Origin of the sequence: Pedobacter paludis, from assembly GCF_003173575.1 — a bacterium.
GTDB lineage: Bacteria > Bacteroidota > Bacteroidia > Sphingobacteriales > Sphingobacteriaceae > Pedobacter > Pedobacter paludis.
Map to the genome: position 1 here is coordinate 276,433 of NZ_QGNY01000006.1, position 19,723 is coordinate 296,155.

Annotated in this window: 18 protein-coding genes; 14 read left to right on the forward strand and 4 right to left on the reverse strand. The window is 36.4% G+C overall.

Annotated features, from left to right (window positions below):
- The first annotated feature begins 103 nt into the window (after positions 1-103).
- The 14 genes from ubiE to DF947_RS17350 all read left to right on the forward strand — a co-directional run bounded on the left by ubiE (position 104) and on the right by DF947_RS17350 (position 12,675).
- Complete coding sequence (gene ubiE / locus DF947_RS17285) at positions 104-835, forward strand: bifunctional demethylmenaquinone methyltransferase/2-methoxy-6-polyprenyl-1,4-benzoquinol methylase UbiE (protein WP_205940810.1); 732 nt, start codon at positions 104-106, stop codon at positions 833-835.
- On the forward strand, positions 832-1,599 hold the full coding sequence (porT, locus tag DF947_RS17290) for a type IX secretion/gliding motility protein PorT/SprT (protein WP_109931298.1): 768 nt from the start codon (positions 832-834) through the stop codon (positions 1,597-1,599). The genes ubiE and porT overlap by 4 nt, the downstream gene beginning before the upstream one ends.
- A gap of 93 nt (positions 1,600-1,692) precedes the next feature.
- Positions 1,693-2,451 (forward strand): SDR family oxidoreductase, encoded by a 759-nt coding sequence (locus DF947_RS17295; RefSeq protein WP_109931299.1) that lies wholly within the window; start codon positions 1,693-1,695, stop codon positions 2,449-2,451.
- Between the two features lie 130 nt (positions 2,452-2,581).
- The gene (locus tag DF947_RS17300) at positions 2,582-3,028 is read left to right on the forward strand and encodes a GatB/YqeY domain-containing protein (protein ID WP_109931300.1); all 447 of its coding nucleotides are present in this window, start codon (positions 2,582-2,584) and stop codon (positions 3,026-3,028) included.
- Positions 3,029-3,252: 224 nt separating this feature from the next.
- Entirely contained in the window at positions 3,253-4,017 is a 765-nt protein-coding gene (locus DF947_RS17305) for an alpha/beta fold hydrolase (RefSeq protein ID WP_109931301.1), read from the forward strand.
- Entirely contained in the window at positions 4,017-4,679 is a 663-nt protein-coding gene (locus DF947_RS17310; RefSeq protein ID WP_109931302.1) for a CBS domain-containing protein, read from the forward strand. The genes DF947_RS17305 and DF947_RS17310 overlap by 1 nt, the downstream gene beginning before the upstream one ends.
- A 9-nt stretch (positions 4,680-4,688) precedes the next feature.
- Positions 4,689-5,570, forward strand: coding sequence for an NAD kinase (locus DF947_RS17315; RefSeq protein WP_109931303.1), 882 nt, complete (start codon positions 4,689-4,691; stop codon positions 5,568-5,570).
- Positions 5,571-5,572: 2 nt separating this feature from the next.
- Positions 5,573-6,370 carry a type IX secretion system protein PorG gene (gene porG, locus DF947_RS17320; protein WP_109931304.1) on the forward strand — a complete coding sequence of 266 codons (798 nt, stop codon included), beginning with the start codon at positions 5,573-5,575 and terminating at the stop codon, positions 6,368-6,370.
- A 19-nt stretch (positions 6,371-6,389) separates the two neighbouring features.
- Positions 6,390-7,130 carry an isoprenyl transferase gene (locus DF947_RS17325; protein WP_109931305.1) on the forward strand — a complete coding sequence of 247 codons (741 nt, stop codon included), beginning with the start codon at positions 6,390-6,392 and terminating at the stop codon, positions 7,128-7,130.
- 152 nt (positions 7,131-7,282) lie between these two features.
- The gene (gene bamA, locus DF947_RS17330) at positions 7,283-9,826 is read left to right on the forward strand and encodes an outer membrane protein assembly factor BamA (protein ID WP_109931368.1); all 2,544 of its coding nucleotides are present in this window, start codon (positions 7,283-7,285) and stop codon (positions 9,824-9,826) included.
- Positions 9,827-9,925: 99 nt separating this feature from the next.
- On the forward strand, positions 9,926-10,456 hold the full coding sequence (locus DF947_RS17335) for an OmpH family outer membrane protein (RefSeq protein ID WP_109931306.1): 531 nt from the start codon (positions 9,926-9,928) through the stop codon (positions 10,454-10,456).
- A 63-nt stretch (positions 10,457-10,519) separates the two neighbouring features.
- Positions 10,520-11,098: an OmpH family outer membrane protein gene (locus DF947_RS17340; RefSeq protein ID WP_109931307.1), complete on the forward strand. Its 579-nt coding sequence runs from the start codon at positions 10,520-10,522 to the stop codon at positions 11,096-11,098.
- A 212-nt stretch (positions 11,099-11,310) separates the two neighbouring features.
- Positions 11,311-12,126 carry a glutamate racemase gene (murI, locus tag DF947_RS17345; protein ID WP_109931308.1) on the forward strand — a complete coding sequence of 272 codons (816 nt, stop codon included), beginning with the start codon at positions 11,311-11,313 and terminating at the stop codon, positions 12,124-12,126.
- Between the two features lie 99 nt (positions 12,127-12,225).
- On the forward strand, positions 12,226-12,675 hold the full coding sequence (locus DF947_RS17350; protein ID WP_109931309.1) for a hypothetical protein: 450 nt from the start codon (positions 12,226-12,228) through the stop codon (positions 12,673-12,675).
- Positions 12,676-12,693: 18 nt separating this feature from the next.
- On the opposite strand, the gene DF947_RS17355 is transcribed toward DF947_RS17350, so the two are convergent.
- Genes DF947_RS17355 through DF947_RS17370 form a run of 4 tightly spaced genes read right to left on the reverse strand, consistent with a single transcriptional unit; the run spans position 12,694 to position 19,536 of the window.
- A complete protein-coding gene (locus DF947_RS17355) occupies positions 12,694-13,833 on the reverse strand; it encodes a cytochrome-c peroxidase (protein WP_109931310.1) in 1,140 nt (379 codons plus the stop codon).
- A 3-nt stretch (positions 13,834-13,836) separates the two neighbouring features.
- Positions 13,837-15,390, reverse strand: a complete 1,554-nt coding sequence (locus tag DF947_RS17360) for a DUF6850 family outer membrane beta-barrel protein (RefSeq protein WP_109931311.1) — start codon at positions 15,388-15,390, stop codon at positions 13,837-13,839.
- 27 nt (positions 15,391-15,417) lie between these two features.
- Positions 15,418-16,749, reverse strand: a complete 1,332-nt coding sequence (locus DF947_RS17365; RefSeq protein WP_109931312.1) for a DUF4876 domain-containing protein — start codon at positions 16,747-16,749, stop codon at positions 15,418-15,420.
- A 3-nt stretch (positions 16,750-16,752) separates the two neighbouring features.
- A complete protein-coding gene (locus tag DF947_RS17370) occupies positions 16,753-19,536 on the reverse strand; it encodes a TonB-dependent receptor domain-containing protein (protein ID WP_146202936.1) in 2,784 nt (927 codons plus the stop codon).
- Between the last annotated feature and the right edge of the window lie 187 nt (positions 19,537-19,723).

Genomic DNA, 19,723 nt, shown 5'->3' on the forward strand with positions numbered 1-19,723 from the left:
TAAACTTTCTATTGATTATCTATTTTGTTTCCATAATGAACATGTTGTGTTTGAGACTTCGGACTACAGACTCCCGACTTTTTATTTATCTTTGCCACACATCATGAATCAGAATATCACTCCATATCAAGCTGCAGATGCGACCAAAAAAGAGCAGGTTGCAACCATGTTTAATAACATTTCGGGCACTTACGATTTTTTAAATCATTTCCTTTCCTTAGGCATTGACGTTTTATGGCGCAAGAAGGCAATAAAGGAACTCGTTTCTATTCAGCCTAGAATAATGCTTGATGTTGCAACCGGTACGGGAGACTTTGCTTTTGAGGCAATCAAGAAACTACATCCAGAAAAGGTTGTTGGTGTAGACATTTCTGAAGGCATGCTAGAAGTTGCAAAAAAGAAAATTAACGAACGCAGTTTGCATGAAATCTTTTCCGTTCAATTGGGCGATTCTGAGGGTCTGCATTTCGAGAATGATACTTTTGATGCCATTACCGTTGCATACGGTGTTCGCAATTTCGAAAACCTTGAAAAAGGTTTAAGTGATATGTTTAGGGTATTAAAACCCAATGGCAAAATTGTAGTATTGGAGTTTTCTAAACCTAAAGCCTTTCCTGTTAAGCAATTGTATAGTTTTTATTTTAAACAGGTTACTCCATTCTTCGGAAAACTCTTTTCAAAAGACAGTAGGGCATATACGTATTTGCCAGAATCTGTCGCGGCCTTTCCGGATGGAAATGATTTTACAACATTAATGGAAAAAGTGGGCTTTAAAAGTACCAAACAAAAAATTTTAACGTTTGGAATAAGTTCGATATACACCGGCACTAAATGATCAGAAAATTAAGCCTCATAATCTCCCTCTTTACGATTTCTACAACTGCTTTTGCCCAAAACTGGGGCGGGGGTGTAGACGATGAGGATTGGACTTGGGGTTTTAACTTTCAATACATATCTGCAGAGTATAAAATTCTAAAAAAACCAACCTGGCGAAACATTTACCTCGACCCTTTGGATGGTTCTCCAGTAACATCAGCACCGATTTCTATCTCTAGTCCTCCCTCTCAAGGCTTTGGATTGGGCTTTGTAATGAATAGAAACATCAGCGATAATTTCGATATCCGGGCTACGCCATCTTTAATTTTTAGCGATCGGGTGGTCCGATATGAGTATGAGCCGCTTCCTCCAGTTGATTTGGGCAATGGACAGACTAAAAGCTTTCAGTCTTCAATCGATAAAAAGATTCAATCGACTATGTTCGAATTCCCTTTGGGCTTGAAGGTTAAATCTAACCGAATGAACAATTTTAGAGCTTACTGGCTAGGCGGATTGAAATATTCGATGGACATTGCCTCAAAAAAGAAAACCTTTGATGAGGGCGAAACGCCTATAAACAAATTGCTTAAAAGCCAACGGAGCTACCTTTCTTACGAAACTGGCATCGGCTTCGATCTATATTTCGAGTATTTCAAAATGTCGCCAGAAATTAAACTTTCCTATTCAACCAGCGATTTGCTTCAGCATGATGATACTGCGTTTGCGAATCCGATTGATAAGTTAATGTTGCGTCAATTAACATTCAGTTTGATTTTTCAATAGCCGTACAAAACAAAAAAACTTACCTTTGTTTCCAATTGGTAAATCAGTGAGCAGTTTTCTGTTCGGAATAACCAGGCTTATAAATTCATAAACATGTCTAAAATTGCATTAATTACAGGCGCAACTTCTGGTATCGGCGAAGCTTGTGCGCACATATTTGCTCAACAAGGTTACAATCTTATTTTGTTGGCCCGTAGAGAAGACCGCTTGGCAAAGAATGCCCATCATCTTGAAGATAAATGTGGCATTACGATTAAACAGGTTTTGGCTGATGTTAGAGACAAAGATAATCTATCAACAGCCTTAGAAGCTCTACCCGATGAATGGAAAAAAGTTGATGTTCTGATTAATAACGCAGGTTTAAGTCAAGGCTTAGATCCAATTGACAAAGGCAATACGGATGATTGGGATACCATGATCGATACCAATGTAAAAGGATTGCTTTACATTACCAAAATTGTTTCCAATTGGATGATTCCTAATCTGTCTGGTCATATTATAAACATTGGTTCCATAGCAGGTAAAGAAGTTTATCCAAACGGAAACGTATATTGTGCGAGTAAACATGCGGTAGATGCCTTAAGTAAAGCCATGAGAATCGATCTTTTGCCTTACGGAATTAAGGTTACGGAGATTAATCCAGGAATGGTAGAAACCGAATTTTCCATTGTACGTTTTAAGGGCGATGAAGAAAGAGCAAAAAAGGTTTACGAAAATTTCGAACCTTTAATTGCGGATGATATTGCAGATGCCATATGGTACGTGGTAAGCAGACCAAAACATGTAAACATTAACGACATGTTGATTATGCCAACAGCGCAGGCTACAGCAACGATTATAGATAGGAAATAAGTTTAACTGTTTAAATTGTACAAATTGGTTAACTGTACAATTAACAATTTAAAGAATAGTAATATTTGAAAATAGAATTGAATGAGGGTTAGCAATTAACCAATAAGTCAATTCGACCAATTCACAAGTAATGATATCAAATACAATAGATCAGGAAATAAAAAAAGCCATGTTGGCTAAAGATAGTGCTCAGTTAAGAGGGTTGAGAGCGATAAAAGCAGCCTTGCTTTTAGCTAAAACAGAAAAAGGATCTTCTGAAGAAATTACGGAAGAAGCTGAACTGAAAATTCTTCAAAAACTAATTAAACAGCGTCGCGAATCGGCTGATATTTACAAACAACAAAATCGTGAGGATTTATATCAGGTAGAAGAAGAAGAAATTGAAGTGATCAATAAATTTTTGCCTCAGCAATTGGGAAGGGAAGAAGTTGCAGTAATTATTGATGATGTAATCAAACAATCTGGCGCAACATCAGTTAAGGATATGGGAAAGGTGATGGGCTTGGCAAATAAAGCACTGGCAGGTAAAGCCGATGGAAAATTAATTGCCGAACTGGTTAAAGAAAAGCTTGCTTAAGGCTAGAAGGGAAAAGATAAAAACCGAAAGATTTGTATCGAACGTATTTAATTTTCTAAATACCAACAGCGAATACTTTCATCTTGATCCTTAACCTAGCTTCTTGATGCTTTAATAAATGTTTTTGTACCGTTTTCGATTTTATTTCAATAAAATGGCACAGAAATGCAAAAATTTAATTTTACTCTACTAACTTAGTAGCAAAGTACCATCTCGAATATAATATGACCTACCAGATAATAGAAGAAGACGGATTTAAATTCATAGAAGCCGGACAAGGTGAAACGTTGGTGTTACTACATGGCTTAATGGGCGAATTAAGCAACTGGGAACTGGTTATTGAACATTTTAAAGACCGTTACCATGTTGTTGTACCCATATTGCCAATTTATGAATTGCCTATCTTAACCTTGGGTGTTAAAGCCTTGTCGAGATATGTACATCGTTTTTTAAAATATAAAAATTACAGTCAAGTTGTACTTATTGGTAACTCTTTAGGCGGCCATGTGGGCTTGGTGTTTACAGTTGCACACCAGGAATTTGTTAAGGCATTGGTTCTTACCGGAAGTTCTGGTTTATATGAGAATGCTTTTGGTGGGTCGTTTCCGCGAAGAGAAAGTTACGATTACATAAAAGAGAAAGTAGAATTTACCTTTTACGATCCGGCAACAGCCACGAAAGAACTTGTTGACGATGTTTTCAAAACTGTTAATGATCGTTCTCGTGTTATTCGAATCTTAACCATGGCAAAATCGGCTATCCGACATAACATGGCTAAAGAGTTATCGAAAATCACCATCCCGGTTTCTTTAATCTGGGGTAAAAACGATAAGGTAACACCTCCGGAAGTGGCAGAGGAATTTCACCAATTACTGCCCAATTCCGAATTAAACTGGGTTGACCAATGTGGCCATGCGCCCATGATGGAGCATCCAGATATTTTTAACAATTACCTTGAGAAATTTTTAGATAGAATATTACTTAAATAATGTTTGCCGAAGAAATCATATCGAATGCAATTTCACCCTTAAGAACGGATGACACGGTTCAAAAGGCTTTAGATCGTATGAACGAGTTTAAGCTAAAGCATATGCCCGTTGTTAACGATGGCGCATTTTTGGGCTTACTTGCAGAAGATGATTTGTTGAGCCTTCGCGATCATGATGCTTTAATAAAAGACCTTTCAGTAAATCTACTCAATGTTTTTATCCTTAAGGATGCGCATACTTATGATGTAATTAGACTGTTGAGCCAACTTAAGTTAACGGCCGTTGCTGTTTTGGATACGCAAAAAAATTATGTGGGCTTAATTTCGATTAATAATATGATCGATGCCGTTGCAGAACAATATGCAGTTAACGAGGCTGGCGGAATTATCGTATTGGAAATTAGCAATCGCAATAATTCTCTTGCGCACATCTCACAAATTGTGGAGGCCGATAATGCCCAAATTTTATCATCCTATGTAAATTCTTTCGAGGATTCTACCCGTTTAGAAGTTACGCTAAAAATAAATAAGACAGAAGTTAGTGGCCTAGTTGCTTCATTTGAGCGATACGATTACCTAGTGAAAGAAGTATATAACAATACGCAGGTTGACGATGGCTCTCAGGAACGTTACGATTCTTTCATGAACTATTTAAACGTTTAAACCCTAATTATGAGGATTGCAATTTACGGGAGGGATTTTAATGATTCAGTATTACCTTACATTCAAGAGGTTTTCGATCATTTAAAAAGTCACAATATCCAACCCGTTTTACACCATAAATTTAAAAATTCCTTACACGGGAAAATCAAACTGCCCGCTAATACGGTCATCTTTCATAACCATAATGAACTAAAACTCCATGCCGATGTGCTTTTGAGTTTAGGAGGTGATGGAACCTTGCTTGATACACTTTCTTTGATCCGTAATTCGGGTATCCCCGTAATCGGGATTAATTTTGGCCGTTTGGGGTTTCTTGCCAGCATCAATAAAAATGAAATTGGTTCTGCACTGCATGCTTTGATTAACCAGGAATATACTTTAGATACGCGTTCGCTTTTGGTTCTGGAATCCGAAAACGGTTTGTTCGGCGAAGAGAACTTTGCACTGAACGATATCACCATCCACCGAAGAGATAATTCTGCCATGATGATTATTCATGCTTCCATGAATAACGAATTTATTAATTCATATTGGGCAGATGGGTTAATTATTGCAACGCCAACCGGATCAACAGCTTATTCTTTAAGTTGCGGTGGACCAATTATTTATCCGGATTCTGAAAATTTTGTAGTTACACCTATTGCACCACATAACTTAAATGTACGGCCAGTTGTTGTACCCGATGACAATGCTTTGTCTTTCGAGGTGGAAGCACGTGAATCCAAATTCCTAGTTTCTTGCGACAGTAGAACAGTAACTGTAGAACGATCGGTAAAAATTACCATAAAAAAAGCCGATTTTTGCGTAAATCTTATTCGCCTTAACAATGAAACGTATTTAAACACGTTAAGGAATAAATTATTATGGGGCATAGATACCCGTAACTACTAAGTATGACGCTAAACAAACTCCTATTCATCATCCTCTTATTCTTTTTCGGTGGACAGCTTGCCTATGCGCAAACGGCCAATTGGGAATTGGGTATAAATGCAGGCGGAGCAGGTTATATGGGCGATTTGAATCAGAACAATCCCTTAAAAATAAGTGGCTTTTCTGCTGGTGCTTATGCAAAGCGGAACTTTAACCAATACCTGGGTCTCCGCTTTAACTATACTTATGGCCAAATTCAGGCTAAAGATTCACAATCGAATAATGAGCAATTTCGGGAGCGTAACCTGAGTTTCAAAACCTCGCTTAATGAGTTTAGCGCTTTATTGGATTTTAATTTTTTCGATTTTAGATTAGGTGGAGGCACAAGACAGTTTACGCCTTATCTTTTTATGGGTGCTGGAGCCGTTATTTTTAAGCCAACGGCTAAATACGATGGAAATACGTACCGTTTGGATCGATTGGGTACAGAAGGGCAGGATTATGCCTATAGCAATGTTGTTTTAACCATTCCTTATGGTGTTGGTTTAAGATATAACTACAAAGATACCTGGAGCATTTTTACTGAAATAGGCTATAGGACACCATTAACAGACTATATTGATGATGTAAGCGGTGTTTATCCTGTAAGACAAGTTGTTGTAGGAAACTCCCCAAATCAAATCAATTTAACCGACCCATCGCTTAACCAAATCGGGTACGCTGGAACACAAAGAGGAGATTTCAGAAAAAGAGACACTTATCTATTTGTTAGTGTTGGCATATCTTTTACCTTTGTATCCTCAAAATGCTATTCCTTTTAAGCTGATTTTGATATAATTAATGGGATTTAAAGAACAAATAGACTATAACCGCCTGCCAAAGCACATTGCCGTAATCATGGATGGTAATGGCCGTTGGGCCAAGGGCCAAGGCAAAATGCGGGTTTTTGGTCATGAACACGGTGTGTTATCGGTAAAAGATATTGTAGAAGGCTGTGTAGAAGTTGGTATTGAATACCTTACACTTTATGCTTTTTCTACTGAAAACTGGAACAGACCAAAAGAAGAAGTAGATGCTTTAATGCAAATTCTGATTTCGACCATCAATAAAGAAACGGAGACGCTTAATAAAAACAATATAAAGCTTAATGCCATTGGCAACATAGAATCGTTACCACAAGAATGTATTGATGATTTGAAAGAAGCGATGGCCAAAACCGCCCATAACGAAAAATGTACCTTAACACTGGCTTTAAGCTATAGTTCGAAATGGGAAATTGTAGAAGCGGTAAAGAAAATTGCATCAGCAGTTAAAGATAATTCGATAACATTGGATGATATTGATGAAAATCTCTTTTCATCAGAGCTCACAACAGTAAATATTCCCGATCCTGAGTTAATGATCAGAACAAGTGGAGAGCACAGAATTAGCAATTATTTGCTGTGGCAAATGGCTTATACCGAGTTTTATTTTACAGATGTTTTATGGCCGGATTTCAGACGTGAAGATCTTTTCGAGGCCATTGTAGACTATCAAAAACGCGAACGCCGTTTTGGTAAAATTAGCGAGCAATTAAACTAATTTTTCTTTTAACACTTTTTAACAAGCGTTTAAACTAACTTAGCACCACTTTTATACGATAAATGAAACCACTTCAAAGGGAAACTAAATAAAGTAATTTTGCTTTATAAAACATTGTTACCTTCGTGGCCATTACTGAACAAATTATTTTAATGAAAAGAATATTTCAAGTTTTAATCCTACTCGTTTTAGCATCTCCGGCCTTTGCTCAAATACGTCCACAAGGTCAGGCACCGGCAACGCCTTCATTAAAGGTTGGGGGCTTAGATCTCGATTATTTTAGTCCTAAAGAATATATTATTGGCGGTACTACAATTTCTGGAACTCAGTATTTGGATAAAGAGGTTTTAGTTACCTTATCTAAATTAACCAAGGGTGATAAAGTTGTTCTTCCAGGTGAAGCTACAGCCGATGCAATTAAAACGCTTTGGGCCCAAGGATTGTTTGATGATGTTAAATTAAACATCGAAAAATTTGTTCAGGATACGGTTTATTTTGAAATTGAAGTTGTTGAGCGCCCGCGTTTAAGTTCTATCGATTTAAAAGGCATCAGCAAATCTCAGAGAACAGCCATTCAAGAAAAGCTGAACGACAAGACAGGTAAAATCGTAAACGACAACTTATACAACACCACATCTGCCATTGTAAAAAAATACATGTTGGATAAAGGTTATTTCTTTACCACGATTGATTACAAAACCCGTAAAGATCCCAATGCAGAAAACAGTGTTGTTTTAGAAGCCTATATTGATAAGGGAAGCCGTGTTAAAGTTCAGCATATCGATTTTACCGGCAACAAAGATTTCAAATCGGCAAAGCTTAGAAAATACCTTAAAAGCCCTAAACAGTTTGCATGGTGGCGTTTTTGGGGTTCTGGTAAATTTGCAAAAGAAAAGTACGAAGAGAACAAGGTAAAGATGATTGCTAAAATGCATGAAAAAGGTTACCGTGATGCCGAGCTTTTGAAAGATACCATCTATCAATACAATAAAAAGAAAGTTAACATTAGAATGGATTTGTATGAAGGCAAGAAATATTACTTCGGTAAAATTACCTGGGCCGGAAATGCAATTTATCCGGATAGTATTTTAAATAAAGTACTTACCATCGAAAAAGGAGATATCTTCAGCGAGGAGAAATTAAATAAAAAACTTAACGGTGGTGGCGAAAACGGTGGCGATATTAACAGTATGTATACCGATAACGGTTACTTGACTTTCAATATTGATCCGGTACAGACCAAAATTTATGGTGATACGGTTGATGTTGAAATGCGCATGTATGAAGGACCTCAGTATACCAATAACCGCATTACTTTAAAAGGTAATACAATTACTAACGATAAGGTTGTTTTGCGTGAGATTCGTACCAAACCGGGACAAAAATTTAACAAAAGCGATTTGATTCGTACCATTCGTGAGATTGGCCAATTGGGTAACTTTGATGAATCTAAAACGGTACCAACCCCACGCCCTAATCCGGCAGATGGAACAGTTGATATAGAATATTCGGTAGAAGAAAAACCTTCTGATCAAATTGAGTTATCGGGTGGTTTTGGCGGTGGCCGTATCATTGGAACATTGGGCTTAACCTTTAACAACTTCTCGTTACGTAACTTATTTAATTTAAAAGCTTACAAACCTTTACCAAAAGGAGATGGCCAAAAATTAAGTTTACGTGGACAAACCAACGGTAAATATTACCAATCGTATAGTTTCTCTTTCTCTCAACCTTGGTTTGGAGGTGAGAAACCGGTTAGCTTTGGTGTGAGTGCATTTACTTCATTACAATCTAACGGTTATGATGAGGCAAGTTCTTCTTATCAAAAAATTCGCTTAAATGGTGTAACCGTAAGTTTGGGCAGAAGATTAAACTGGCCAGATAACTACTTCCAATTGAGCCATGCAGTTAATTTACAACAATATATTTTAAATAATTATTCAGGTTACTTATTTAGTACGGGTACATCTTATAACCTGAACTTATCACAAGAGATCAGTCGCGATTCAAGAGATTCGCCTATTTTCCCTAAATCAGGTTCATTCCTTCGTTTTACCATTCAGGCAACGCCACCATATTCATTGTTTAACAAAACAAATTATGCAACGGCATCTGATAAGGAAAAATATCGTTTCACTGAGTATCACAAATGGAAATTCGATTCGCAGTGGTATCAACGTGTTGTTGGAAACCTGGTTATTAAAGCGCAGGCTCAATTCGGTTTCTTGGGCCAATATAACAAGGCCGTTGGTCAATCGGCATTCGAGCGTTTTAAATTGGGCGGTGATGGTATGCAGGGATTTGATTTCCTACAGGGTTCTGAGTTAATCGCGATGCGTGGTTATGCAAACAATACTGTAATTCCAGTAGGTTCTGATCCAACAATTGCACAACAATCTGGTAGTCCGATTTATACCAAATATGTATTAGAGGCACGTTATCCGGTAATTGCAAGTCAGCAGGCAACAGCGTTCGTGCTGGCATTTGCTGAGGGTGGTAATACCTGGAACAAGTTCAACGATTTTAATCCGTTCAACATTAGAAGATCAGTTGGTGTGGGTGCCAGAATCTTCTTGCCAATTTTTGGTTTGTTGGGTATTGATTATGGTTATGGTTTCGATAAGATCCCTGGTTTACCAGATGCGAACAAAGGACAGTTCCACTTTAGTATCGCACAACAATTAGGTGGATTTTAATTGATAAATAATAAAAATTTAACTATTTATGCAATAAAACATATTAAGTTGAGTTTATAGAAAGCTTAGGTTATTACTAATCATTAAAACACACACAAAATGAAAAAATATCTTTTTATCGCATTTTTACTTTGCACCACTTTCGGAGCCTTTGCGCAGAAGTTTGCTTATGTGGATACGGAGTATATCCTTAAACATTTGCCAGAATACAAATCGGCATTAAGCCAGTTGGATGTAGCCTCCAAACAATGGCAACAGCAGGTAGATCAAAATTTTGGCGAAATCGACAGGATGTACAAGGCTTATCAGGCAGATCAGGTTTTATTAACAGATGATATGCGTAAGCGCCGTGAAAACGAAATTATAGAGAAAGAAAAACAAGCGAAAGAGTTTCAGCGCCAAAAATTTGGACCAGACGGAGAACTTTTCCAAAGCAGAACAAAACTTATCAAACCCATTCAGGATAAAGTTGCCGATGTAATTAAACAAATTGCCAAAGCAAAATATCTGGATTTCATTTTTGATAAGAGCAGTGAAGCAACGATGATGATTTACGCCAGCAGTAGTTACGATGTTAGTAATGACGTGATTGTAAAATTAGGTTACAAGCCGGGAACTGCGAATAATTAATTATATTCGCCCCTTGATTTTTAGGAAAAACAATTAGAAAAATAAAAAAAGTAAAATAGAACGATGAGAAAGTTAATTAACGTATTCTTTGTAGCAGCAGGTTTATTGTTTACAGCGAATATGGCAAATGCACAACAAAAATTGGGTCACATTAATTCGGAAGAGGTATTTGCAAGTTTGCCTGAGGCTAAAACTGCTCAAACTACTTTAGAAGGCCTTGGTAAAACTAAACAAGCCGAAATTGATGGGATGATTAAAGAATATCAAACTCAATTGGCTGCAGCGCAGGCTAAAGAAAAAACTTTAAGTGAAGCAAACAAAGAACAAGTAGGTAAAGAATTGCAGGTTGCTGGTCAGGCATTACAAGATCTTGAAAAACGCATTACGGATGCCCGTACAAAAGCATCACAAGATTTAAGTACCAAACAAGGTGAGTTGTTCGAACCAATCCGTGTTAAAGTTGGCAATGCAATTTCTTCAGTATCTAAAGAAAAAGGACTGGCTTACGTTTTTGATATTTCGAACGGACAAGGTGGTAACAACTTGGTTTTCTGGGAAGGTGGTGATGATATCACTGCAGCGGTTAAAACTAAATTAGGTATATCTGCAACAGCAGCCAAACCAGCAGCACCAAAAAAATAGTTAATAGTCTTGAATCGTTAGGTTCAAATTAAAATTATATTGCGGAATTAAGTTCATCTTAATTCCGCTTTTTTGTTATCAATCGTCATGCTGAATTTATTTTAGCATCCTGAATACTCATTCTTTTAATGTAAGGTCCTGCTACTAGTTCAGGATGACGACAGATCATATCAACTGCTCAACCCTCGACATTTTTCAATATCTTTATCGCAATGCAAGATTCACCAATAGGTATTTTCGATTCGGGTTACGGAGGTTTAACTGTTTTTCGTTCTATTGCAGAACAATTACCTGAATATAATTACATCTATTTAGGGGATAATGCCCGATCGCCTTATGGAGATCATTCTTTCGATACCATTTACCGATATACCCTAGAATGCGTAGAATGGCTTTTTGCTAAAGGGTGTAAACTGGTTATTCTGGCTTGCAATACGGCATCTGCAAAAGCATTGAGAACCATCCAGCAAAAAGACTTACCAACTAAATATCCCGATAGACGAGTTTTAGGCGTTATAAGGCCAACAGCCGAAGTTATTGGGCAATATACATCAACCAATCGAGTTGGGGTAATGGGAACCAGAGGAACGGTTAATTCCCAATCGTACTTGTTGGAGATTAATAAATTGTTTCCAGAAATTACTGTTTATCAACAAAGTTGCCCAATGTGGGTGCCACTTATTGAAAATAACGAACATTTGCAGGCAGGAGCAGATTTTTTTGTAAAAGAATACTGTAATGCATTGCTTCAGCAAGCTGGGGATATTGATTGTGTCTTGCTTGCCTGTACACACTATCCTTTGTTGTTGCCCAAATTGAAAACTGTATTCCCAGATTATATTACGATATTATCGCAAGGCGAAATTGTAGCCAAAAGTTTAGTCGACTATTTGATCCGGCATCCAGAAATGGAGACACAGCTGGGTAAGGGTGGGAAAAAGGCATTTTATACCAGTGGAGATGCACATGCTTTTGATGAACATGCTTCCAACTTTTTTGGGGCTGAGCTGAAAAGTGATCAGATGTAATCCTATGTTTGCATAACATATGCCTTAAAATGCAATCAACATGCCCTAGACTACGGCTTAGCTACGGATAGGAACCGAGTATAACCTAAAGAACATGATATGCAGAAATCTTTGATTTTATATGACAAAGAAAATCAATCAGACAAGATTCAAGTTTTAAAAGATTGGGGTTTAGATTATCATTTTGAATTTAAGGGCTATGGAATAAAACCTTTAGCAGGCGGGCCGATTTTAACGGATTATGATCTCTACATTATTCTTATCGGAGAAAGTACCCGATATCTGGATTATGAGTTTTATGCGGATGTTGAGCATATTATCGCCACTTCCAAGCCTATACTTTGCCTAAATTTAAATGGTTTTGTAGCGCTTGAAGAAGATATCTGCCCTAGACTATTGTATGATGCCGGAGCCATCCATATGCCTTTTACTAGGGATGACTTGCTTTTTTCATTACAATCTATCCAGCCAGATTCAAGATTGGTTAATCCTCACGGTTCCTATCATTTTAAGAGATTTCAGTCGCCTTACGACAAAAATAATGACTAACAAAGATTAATTATGGTTTTATTGCGGAAGCTTTTCAACTCTTATCAAAACGGTAGGGGAAGACAGTGCATCGAGAAAGGAAACCACTGCATCTTTTTCGGCTTTGCTTAGCATCAATCCTTTTAGTAGCTTATCATTTTTAGGTAGGAGCGGATCATTTTCCTGCTCGGGCTTAACCCGCTGAACGGGCATGCCTACATTATACATATTCATTACACCGTCCATATCTGGAAATAATCCATTATGAAACCACGGAGCGGTTTTCATAACATTTCTTAAGCTGGGTGTTTTAAATTTTCCTACATCCTCTGGTTTCTTGGTTACATTGTATAAACCCAGGTCTTCATATTTACGGCCAAAATACGTTAGGCCATCATTGTGGAATTCATTATCGGTAAACAAGGGACCGTTGTGGCAATTTATGCAACGGGCTTTTGTACGAAACAAGTGAAGGCCCATAATCTGTTGATCGGTTAAGGCCTTTTTATCTTTTGCCAAAAAGCGATCGAATGGTGTCCTTCTGCTTACGATGCTTCGCTGAAAAGTAGCTAAGCTCTCGAAAATTCTTTTGTTGTTAATTTCTTTTGAGCCAAATGCATCAACAAAATATGGTTGATATCCTTTTATTTTGCTTAGTTTTTTAGGCAATGCTTTCATATCCTGGTGCATTTCATTATGCGCTGCAACAGGACTGCTGGCTTGTTCTTCCAAACTATTTGCCCGGCCATCCCAAAATAGGCGTTTATAAAACCAAACATTTTCTAAAGATGGTGCATTGCGGATGTTATTTAAATGATCGTGCCCAACAGAAACCTGTCTGCCATCGGTCCAGTGTAAATCTGGCGCATGGCAACTGGAGCACGAAATTTGATTGGAACCCGAAAGGCGTGGATCAAAAAACAAGATTTTACCAAGCTCTACAACTTTTTTTACAGAGTCGTTTTTAATGTCAACCGGTGAGGGCGGAAGCTCTCCAAGTTCCTGAAAGACAGCGCCCTTATCAACCGTTGGTTTTGGCCATTGTTCGGTAGGTTTTGAATAAACTTTGCGCAGGCTGTCTATGCTCAAATCATCATCCTGATTAAAATCGGCCGATTGAAATGAAAATAAAACCAATCCAATTAAGGTTAGGGCAAGCAGGGCAAAAACTTTATTCATGCATCAAAAATACAGATTTAAGCTGATATTGGAAGAAAAACGATCTTTGCCCGGGGTATTTGTTAATAATCTTCCAAAGTCTTTTAAGTCATCTCTTCTCAAATAGGTAGCTCCTAATTTTATACCAGCCTGAATTTGCTTGAACATCGGAATACTATAATTAGCAGTAACATTGCCTCCATATTTCGATGTTGTATTATAAGCGTAATCGTAGTAAATCACATTTCTTGTAAATGTTCCTTCGTTGGCTAAGAGTACGCTAAAATCAGAATCAAGATATTGATTGTAAAGGCCAGTAACACTAACACCCCAATTATGGTGATTATTGTTCTGATGGTTTATACCGTAACTTAATGAATAGTTGAGTTGATTGAACCGAACATCATTACCTGCGATACCATCTTGTCTACGCTCTTCATATTGTTTTAAGCTCAAACTTATGTTATGGGTGAATTGATTCTTGCTTATACTATAATGCACCTGTGCACCCAATGATTTGTTTTTAAATAGATAGCTATTTGCCAGATAGCGGTTAATGTAATTGTCACCTGTGTTCGATTTATAACTAATATTTACGCTTAATGAGTTTGAAGATATTTTCTTTAACCAAAAAAACTGGTAGTTTTCGCTTACTAAATTGAAATTGATATATTCTGTAATTGCCAGCGAAGTACGGTAATCAAACTTTTGTTTTTCTTTTGATGTTTGATAATTGAAGTTAAAACTTCCAAATACTGGATTTTCAAATGTTAAATATGCATCTAAACCGTCTCTAGTTTGGTTGCTTTGAACCGTTCTATCTGAATTATATTGTTCAGGTTCTCCATACCCATTAATTAAGTAGTTGTTATATTCTGGAATTACATATCCTTGAGAAAGACTACTGTTTTTATAGGCGACATTTGCTTTTTCCAATCCATATCCATAACGATAAGCAGCACCGATCATTAACTCCTTAGTAATATTATAGCCAATTGTTCCAATCAAATTCAATTGAAAATCATTTACCTGACCTCGAGGATCATTTGTTGAATAGTGATTGCCAATTCTATAATCACCTCCCAAACCGATTGGCAAATTGTTTTTTATAATATTCTTACTTGCTAAAGCTTTAAGATTATATAATGTTCTCTGATAACTTAAATTTTTTGGCGAACCAAAATAATATGGATTGGCTAAATTATTTCGTGTTTGATGAGAAAATGATGTACTATCTTCAATAATCCTATTGTACGAAAATTGTCCCCAAATACTAATTGAACTTAGTTGTGAAATTCCTTCTGTGCTTAAAACTGTATTATTGAGAGTACTTGCGTCCTGAGCTTTCATTAAATTTCCTTTTTCAAAATTTTGGCCTATTTTTAAACCATTGTAGTTTGTAGGCATTAGTTTCTTGATATAAAAAGGACTTAATTTAGCAAATTCATATGCACTAAAATTTGCCGAATCTGTTGAAAATAACTTGCTTGTCATGCTTTGGTTTAGCATGTCTTTTTGCTGGGCAAATGCCGACAGCGAGCTACTAATTAAAAATATATATAAGATAATATTCTTCATTTTATTGGTGTTTTGGCTTAATATAAATTATTTAAAGCCTCTAGGAATTGCAAGGGGTAAAAAGTCAAAATCTTCTGCAGAGTTATTCGTGTCCTTTAAAACTTTACGCCCATTTATAGTTGTTTCAGTTTTTCTGATTACAGATTGAGAAGAATACGCTCCATTTGGAGCATATGTGTACAAAGCATCTAAAGATGCTCCCAGTTTTTTAGGAACTCGTGCACTTGCAGTATTTGGTTGAGTTTCGACACCATCAATAATAAAACTAATTGGAATTTGATAGTACTTTTCAGAACTTGCTGATGGAGGTGCAGTAGTGGGAAATGCATATTGAGGCAATTTTTTCACATCGACAGTTCCTTTATTTTTAAATATTACATATCCCATTCGTCCTGGGTTATCTAAAATCAAATCTGTTCCATTATAAGCTAGTACCTCGACATTTGGCACACTAGGGTTATCTATATCAGAAGCTAACGGTTTTGGTAAAAAAGGAGCGTAATAGGCTTCAAAATCTGCTCCACTTAGGTCTACTGTTAATGATGGATCTCTAACGGTAATTGTTTTGCCATCAGTACCAGTAAATGGTGATTTGTGATTTATTGCTGTTTGAGCTAATACGATACTTTCGCCTGCTTTAACAGGATATTGTTTGCCTGTTCCCGGAATCATTAGTAGCGCCCTTGTGTAAACGTAACCATTATTTGCATCAATATCTGACGGCATACCTTGAGACTTGCTCCAATCGTATTGACTGTTACTTTGTCTATAAACATTAGTTGCCGTGAAATTTTGAAGACCGATCGCTTCTGCTATGTACAAACTATCTGCATATAAAATAGAATCAGTGTTGTTGTATATTTCGATGAACTGATCTCTAAAAGATGCGCCTGTTGTTGTATTTGATCCTGCATAATAAATTTGCTTAATTACCCAAGGGCCAGTTGTACCAGATATAAGTTTAAGCGCAGTAATTTGATTATCCTGAATGGTAATAGTCTTTGCTTTCTCTGAAGCATTAAAAACAACCTCTTTCGTAACTGTTTCACCTGTTAAAGCAGTGTAATCTGTAGCCGAAATTTTAATACTTGCAGATATATCATAAACTCCAGGAGAAATTGAATCAAGGCTGAATGTTCCATCACTTTTCGTTAAGTATTTTTGACTTAAATTAGTTTTGGTATTTGTAATTGTAATTTCTATTCGAGCTTTAGGCAAAACTTTACCTAAATTATCTGACGCATACGAAGTAACTATTTGATATCTTACAGGGTGAATTTCAGGAATATCTCCTTGAAATTTTTTACATGCTGTTAAAGCACTCGTAACGAATAATAAGGTATATAATAATTTTCTCATATCTTAAAGTTTTATAGATAATTCTGCACCGAATGTTGGGCTACTATTTGGAAATGTGTATGATCCTGTTGATGTAATATAATATGGACTATGGTTAAACACATTGTAAACATTAAAGGCAAACTTAAAACGTTTTTTGATTTCTTTGGCAATGCTCAAATGATAGTTTGAAATAATCCGTGGCAAATCTTTTTCAGATAGTTCTTCAGGTGTTTTATAAAGGTGACCATAAGAAGTATTGGCTTTATCGAAATTCGTAATTGGAATATATTGATTAAGTCTATTGTAATAACCAATTGGAATTTGCGAACTAGCTGGAGTGATATTCTTATTTAAAATATCGAATTCTGCTATAAACGAAACAACTAAACTTAATTTTGGAATATGCGTAACACTAGTGATTCTTCCATTACTGAAATATGCTTTGGTATTCTCGGGTTCGTAAACTCCAATAAATGCATAATTTGGATCTGTAGGAATGGTATTTGGAACTTTACTAGTTAAAGTATTTGATGTGGATTTGTAAGCAGTTCTAAAAAGACCACCACTTGCATTAAATGATGTTTTAATCTCTTTTATTTCTGGAGTATTTAATATCACTTCAAATCCCTGATTATCGGAAAAAAGATCATTCGCAAAGTTATAGTAGTTTATAGCGTATGGTCGAATTCCTGTTTGTGTAACTGTAGGTTTTGCTCCGGGATTAATTGTTGCAGAATAAGTTGGTAATTCTATACTTTGTAAGTTTTGAGTAGTCGAAATCCCATTTCTTGATTTTTTGTTAAACGCAGTTACCGAGAGATTAAATTTATCAATTTTAATTTGGGCTGATAATTCAATGCTTTCACTTTTGGAAGGTTTTAAGCCCACACTGCTCGGCTCATATCTTTCCACATAAACTAAATAAGTACTTTCATTTACTTTGCCATTGTAGGCATTAAGTAAAGGGATTTCGTAAAATGTTGGTCCTGGATAGCGTTGTGCCAGTCCTGGCGATTTATAAGATAAACCATATGCAACCCCAAATCTTAAGTTTTTACTAACCTCATAATTTATGTTTGTTCTTGGAGAGAAAGACGCGTAGCCATTTTGTATATCTGATCGCATACCTGCTCTAACACTCAGTGGTTTGCCTAATACGGTTGCTGTAAAAAGATCTTCAATATAAAGGCCTAAATCTTTTTGGGCTAGAGCTAAGCGAAAATCATAGTAACGCTCCGAACTTTTTGCGCCTAAAGAAGTACCAACTACCCTAACTGTGCCTCGTGGCTCATTCGGATCAATTGTTTGCCCTAGACCTTTGTTTGCACTATAGCTAAAGCTGGTACCAAAAGATAAGTTATGTACTAAACTTCCTGTAGCAAATCCCCCAGTAAAATCCAAATTGGCTGAAGCAGTAATCGGACGGCCATCTATTAATGATTTTGCAGTATAAACGCCAGAATCATAATATCCTTCAGTTATTCCGGTAGTTGTTGCTGTACTATATAATACATATGCATCATTTACTAATTCTTCTTTATAGCTAACCTGATGTCCTTCAGAATATCTTAAATTTAAACCGACATTTTTTAAGAAACCACTATTAAAACGATAGTTACTTCTGTTTGCAACACTAAAATTCCAGCTGTCAAATTTTGTTCTTGTACTTTTTTCATCATCAGGATCATATTTGATACCATCTAGGTTTCTGCCATAATCTACACTGAATGTGTTTTTTAACCGATTGTCTTTTCCAAAAGAGTTAGTCCACATAGCATTGGTATTAATTCTTCGGTAAGCCTTTAATTTGTCGCGATTATCCTGAAAGGAATTGACATAGTTAATACCAACATTTACTGAGCCGAATTTAGGACTGATTTCAAAACCTTTAGAGAAACCATACGAAGTTGCGTTATCGCGTAACTGCATTCTCACATAGGCTGGAGATTTACCCGCTTGGCGTTCAATAATAATTGCACCATCAGTTAAATCGCCATATTTTGCAGGTGCTACACCAGCTATAACTTCAATACTTTCTATATTGTCGGCAGGGATTTGCCTTAGATCTGTGCCACCAAATGTATAGTCGCCTGTATAATTGCCTCTGTTATCTCCTGTTCCTCTAATTCCATAAGTTGACCCGCTTGTAATAAATGAAGTCCCCATGCCACCAATTCTCCCAGGATTAAAACTTTGCATATTGGCATTATTACTCAATGTATTCCCATCCATAATAATTGCAATACCAAAAGCATTGTTTAACTCAAAGCTTCCTTTTCCATCAGTTGTTGGAGCATAGGCAGCTCTCAGGTTTATGTTTTGAACATTTTGTAAAGATGGTGGTTGGATTTTTCTATTTGGAATCTGATTTAATAAATCATTTACACTCAACGCAGGTGTTTGCTCAATTAAATCACGATTAATAACCAACGAAGAGTTAGTTTGCCCAGTGTAATTCCGTTTGGCATTAATCTCGATATTCTCTAAACTTAGATCGAGCACTTTCAAAGCAATGTTTCCTAAATTGGTTTCACCTGCTTTAACTGTAACTGGGATTCTTAATCTCTGGAAACCGATATACGTAAATTCTAAGGTTAAAATGTTGTTAACCTCAGAGCCATTAACTCTGAATACGCCCTCTTTGTTTGTAATGGCGTACTGATTGGTTTCAACAATCTTAATGTTAACAAGCTCAAGTGGCTTGTTTTGTGGGTCGATCACTTTTCCGGTGACCACGTTTTGTGTTTGCGCCATCCCGGCCATACAAACAAAAACTAATAATAAGGAAATGTAAAGTTTTTTCAATTTAGCTTATTCTGATTAAAGGCGCAAATATGAGAATTTAACATTTCTTAACAAAACTATTTAGACTAAATCTAGATAAATTTAACATTTGTAAATCTAACTTTACATGGTGTATATCTAAGCTCAAATTAACCTCATTGTGACAAAAGAAAACACTTTTGTTTAGGTTGTAACTGTTTAAAAGGAT

Coding starts and splice junctions, on each gene's coding strand:
- ubiE (WP_205940810.1), top strand. CDS start 104: ATGAATCAGAATATCACTCCATATCAAGCTGCAGATGCGACCAAAAAA.
- porT (WP_109931298.1), top strand. CDS start 832: ATGATCAGAAAATTAAGCCTCATAATCTCCCTCTTTACGATTTCTACA.
- DF947_RS17295 (WP_109931299.1), top strand. CDS start 1,693: ATGTCTAAAATTGCATTAATTACAGGCGCAACTTCTGGTATCGGCGAA.
- DF947_RS17300 (WP_109931300.1), top strand. CDS start 2,582: ATGATATCAAATACAATAGATCAGGAAATAAAAAAAGCCATGTTGGCT.
- DF947_RS17305 (WP_109931301.1), top strand. CDS start 3,253: ATGACCTACCAGATAATAGAAGAAGACGGATTTAAATTCATAGAAGCC.
- DF947_RS17310 (WP_109931302.1), top strand. CDS start 4,017: ATGTTTGCCGAAGAAATCATATCGAATGCAATTTCACCCTTAAGAACG.
- DF947_RS17315 (WP_109931303.1), top strand. CDS start 4,689: ATGAGGATTGCAATTTACGGGAGGGATTTTAATGATTCAGTATTACCT.
- porG (WP_109931304.1), top strand. CDS start 5,573: ATGACGCTAAACAAACTCCTATTCATCATCCTCTTATTCTTTTTCGGT.
- DF947_RS17325 (WP_109931305.1), top strand. CDS start 6,390: ATGGGATTTAAAGAACAAATAGACTATAACCGCCTGCCAAAGCACATT.
- bamA (WP_109931368.1), top strand. CDS start 7,283: ATGAAAAGAATATTTCAAGTTTTAATCCTACTCGTTTTAGCATCTCCG.
- DF947_RS17335 (WP_109931306.1), top strand. CDS start 9,926: ATGAAAAAATATCTTTTTATCGCATTTTTACTTTGCACCACTTTCGGA.
- DF947_RS17340 (WP_109931307.1), top strand. CDS start 10,520: ATGAGAAAGTTAATTAACGTATTCTTTGTAGCAGCAGGTTTATTGTTT.
- murI (WP_109931308.1), top strand. CDS start 11,311: ATGCAAGATTCACCAATAGGTATTTTCGATTCGGGTTACGGAGGTTTA.
- DF947_RS17350 (WP_109931309.1), top strand. CDS start 12,226: ATGCAGAAATCTTTGATTTTATATGACAAAGAAAATCAATCAGACAAG.
- DF947_RS17355 (WP_109931310.1), bottom strand. CDS start 13,833: ATGAATAAAGTTTTTGCCCTGCTTGCCCTAACCTTAATTGGATTGGTT.
- DF947_RS17360 (WP_109931311.1), bottom strand. CDS start 15,390: ATGAAGAATATTATCTTATATATATTTTTAATTAGTAGCTCGCTGTCG.
- DF947_RS17365 (WP_109931312.1), bottom strand. CDS start 16,749: ATGAGAAAATTATTATATACCTTATTATTCGTTACGAGTGCTTTAACA.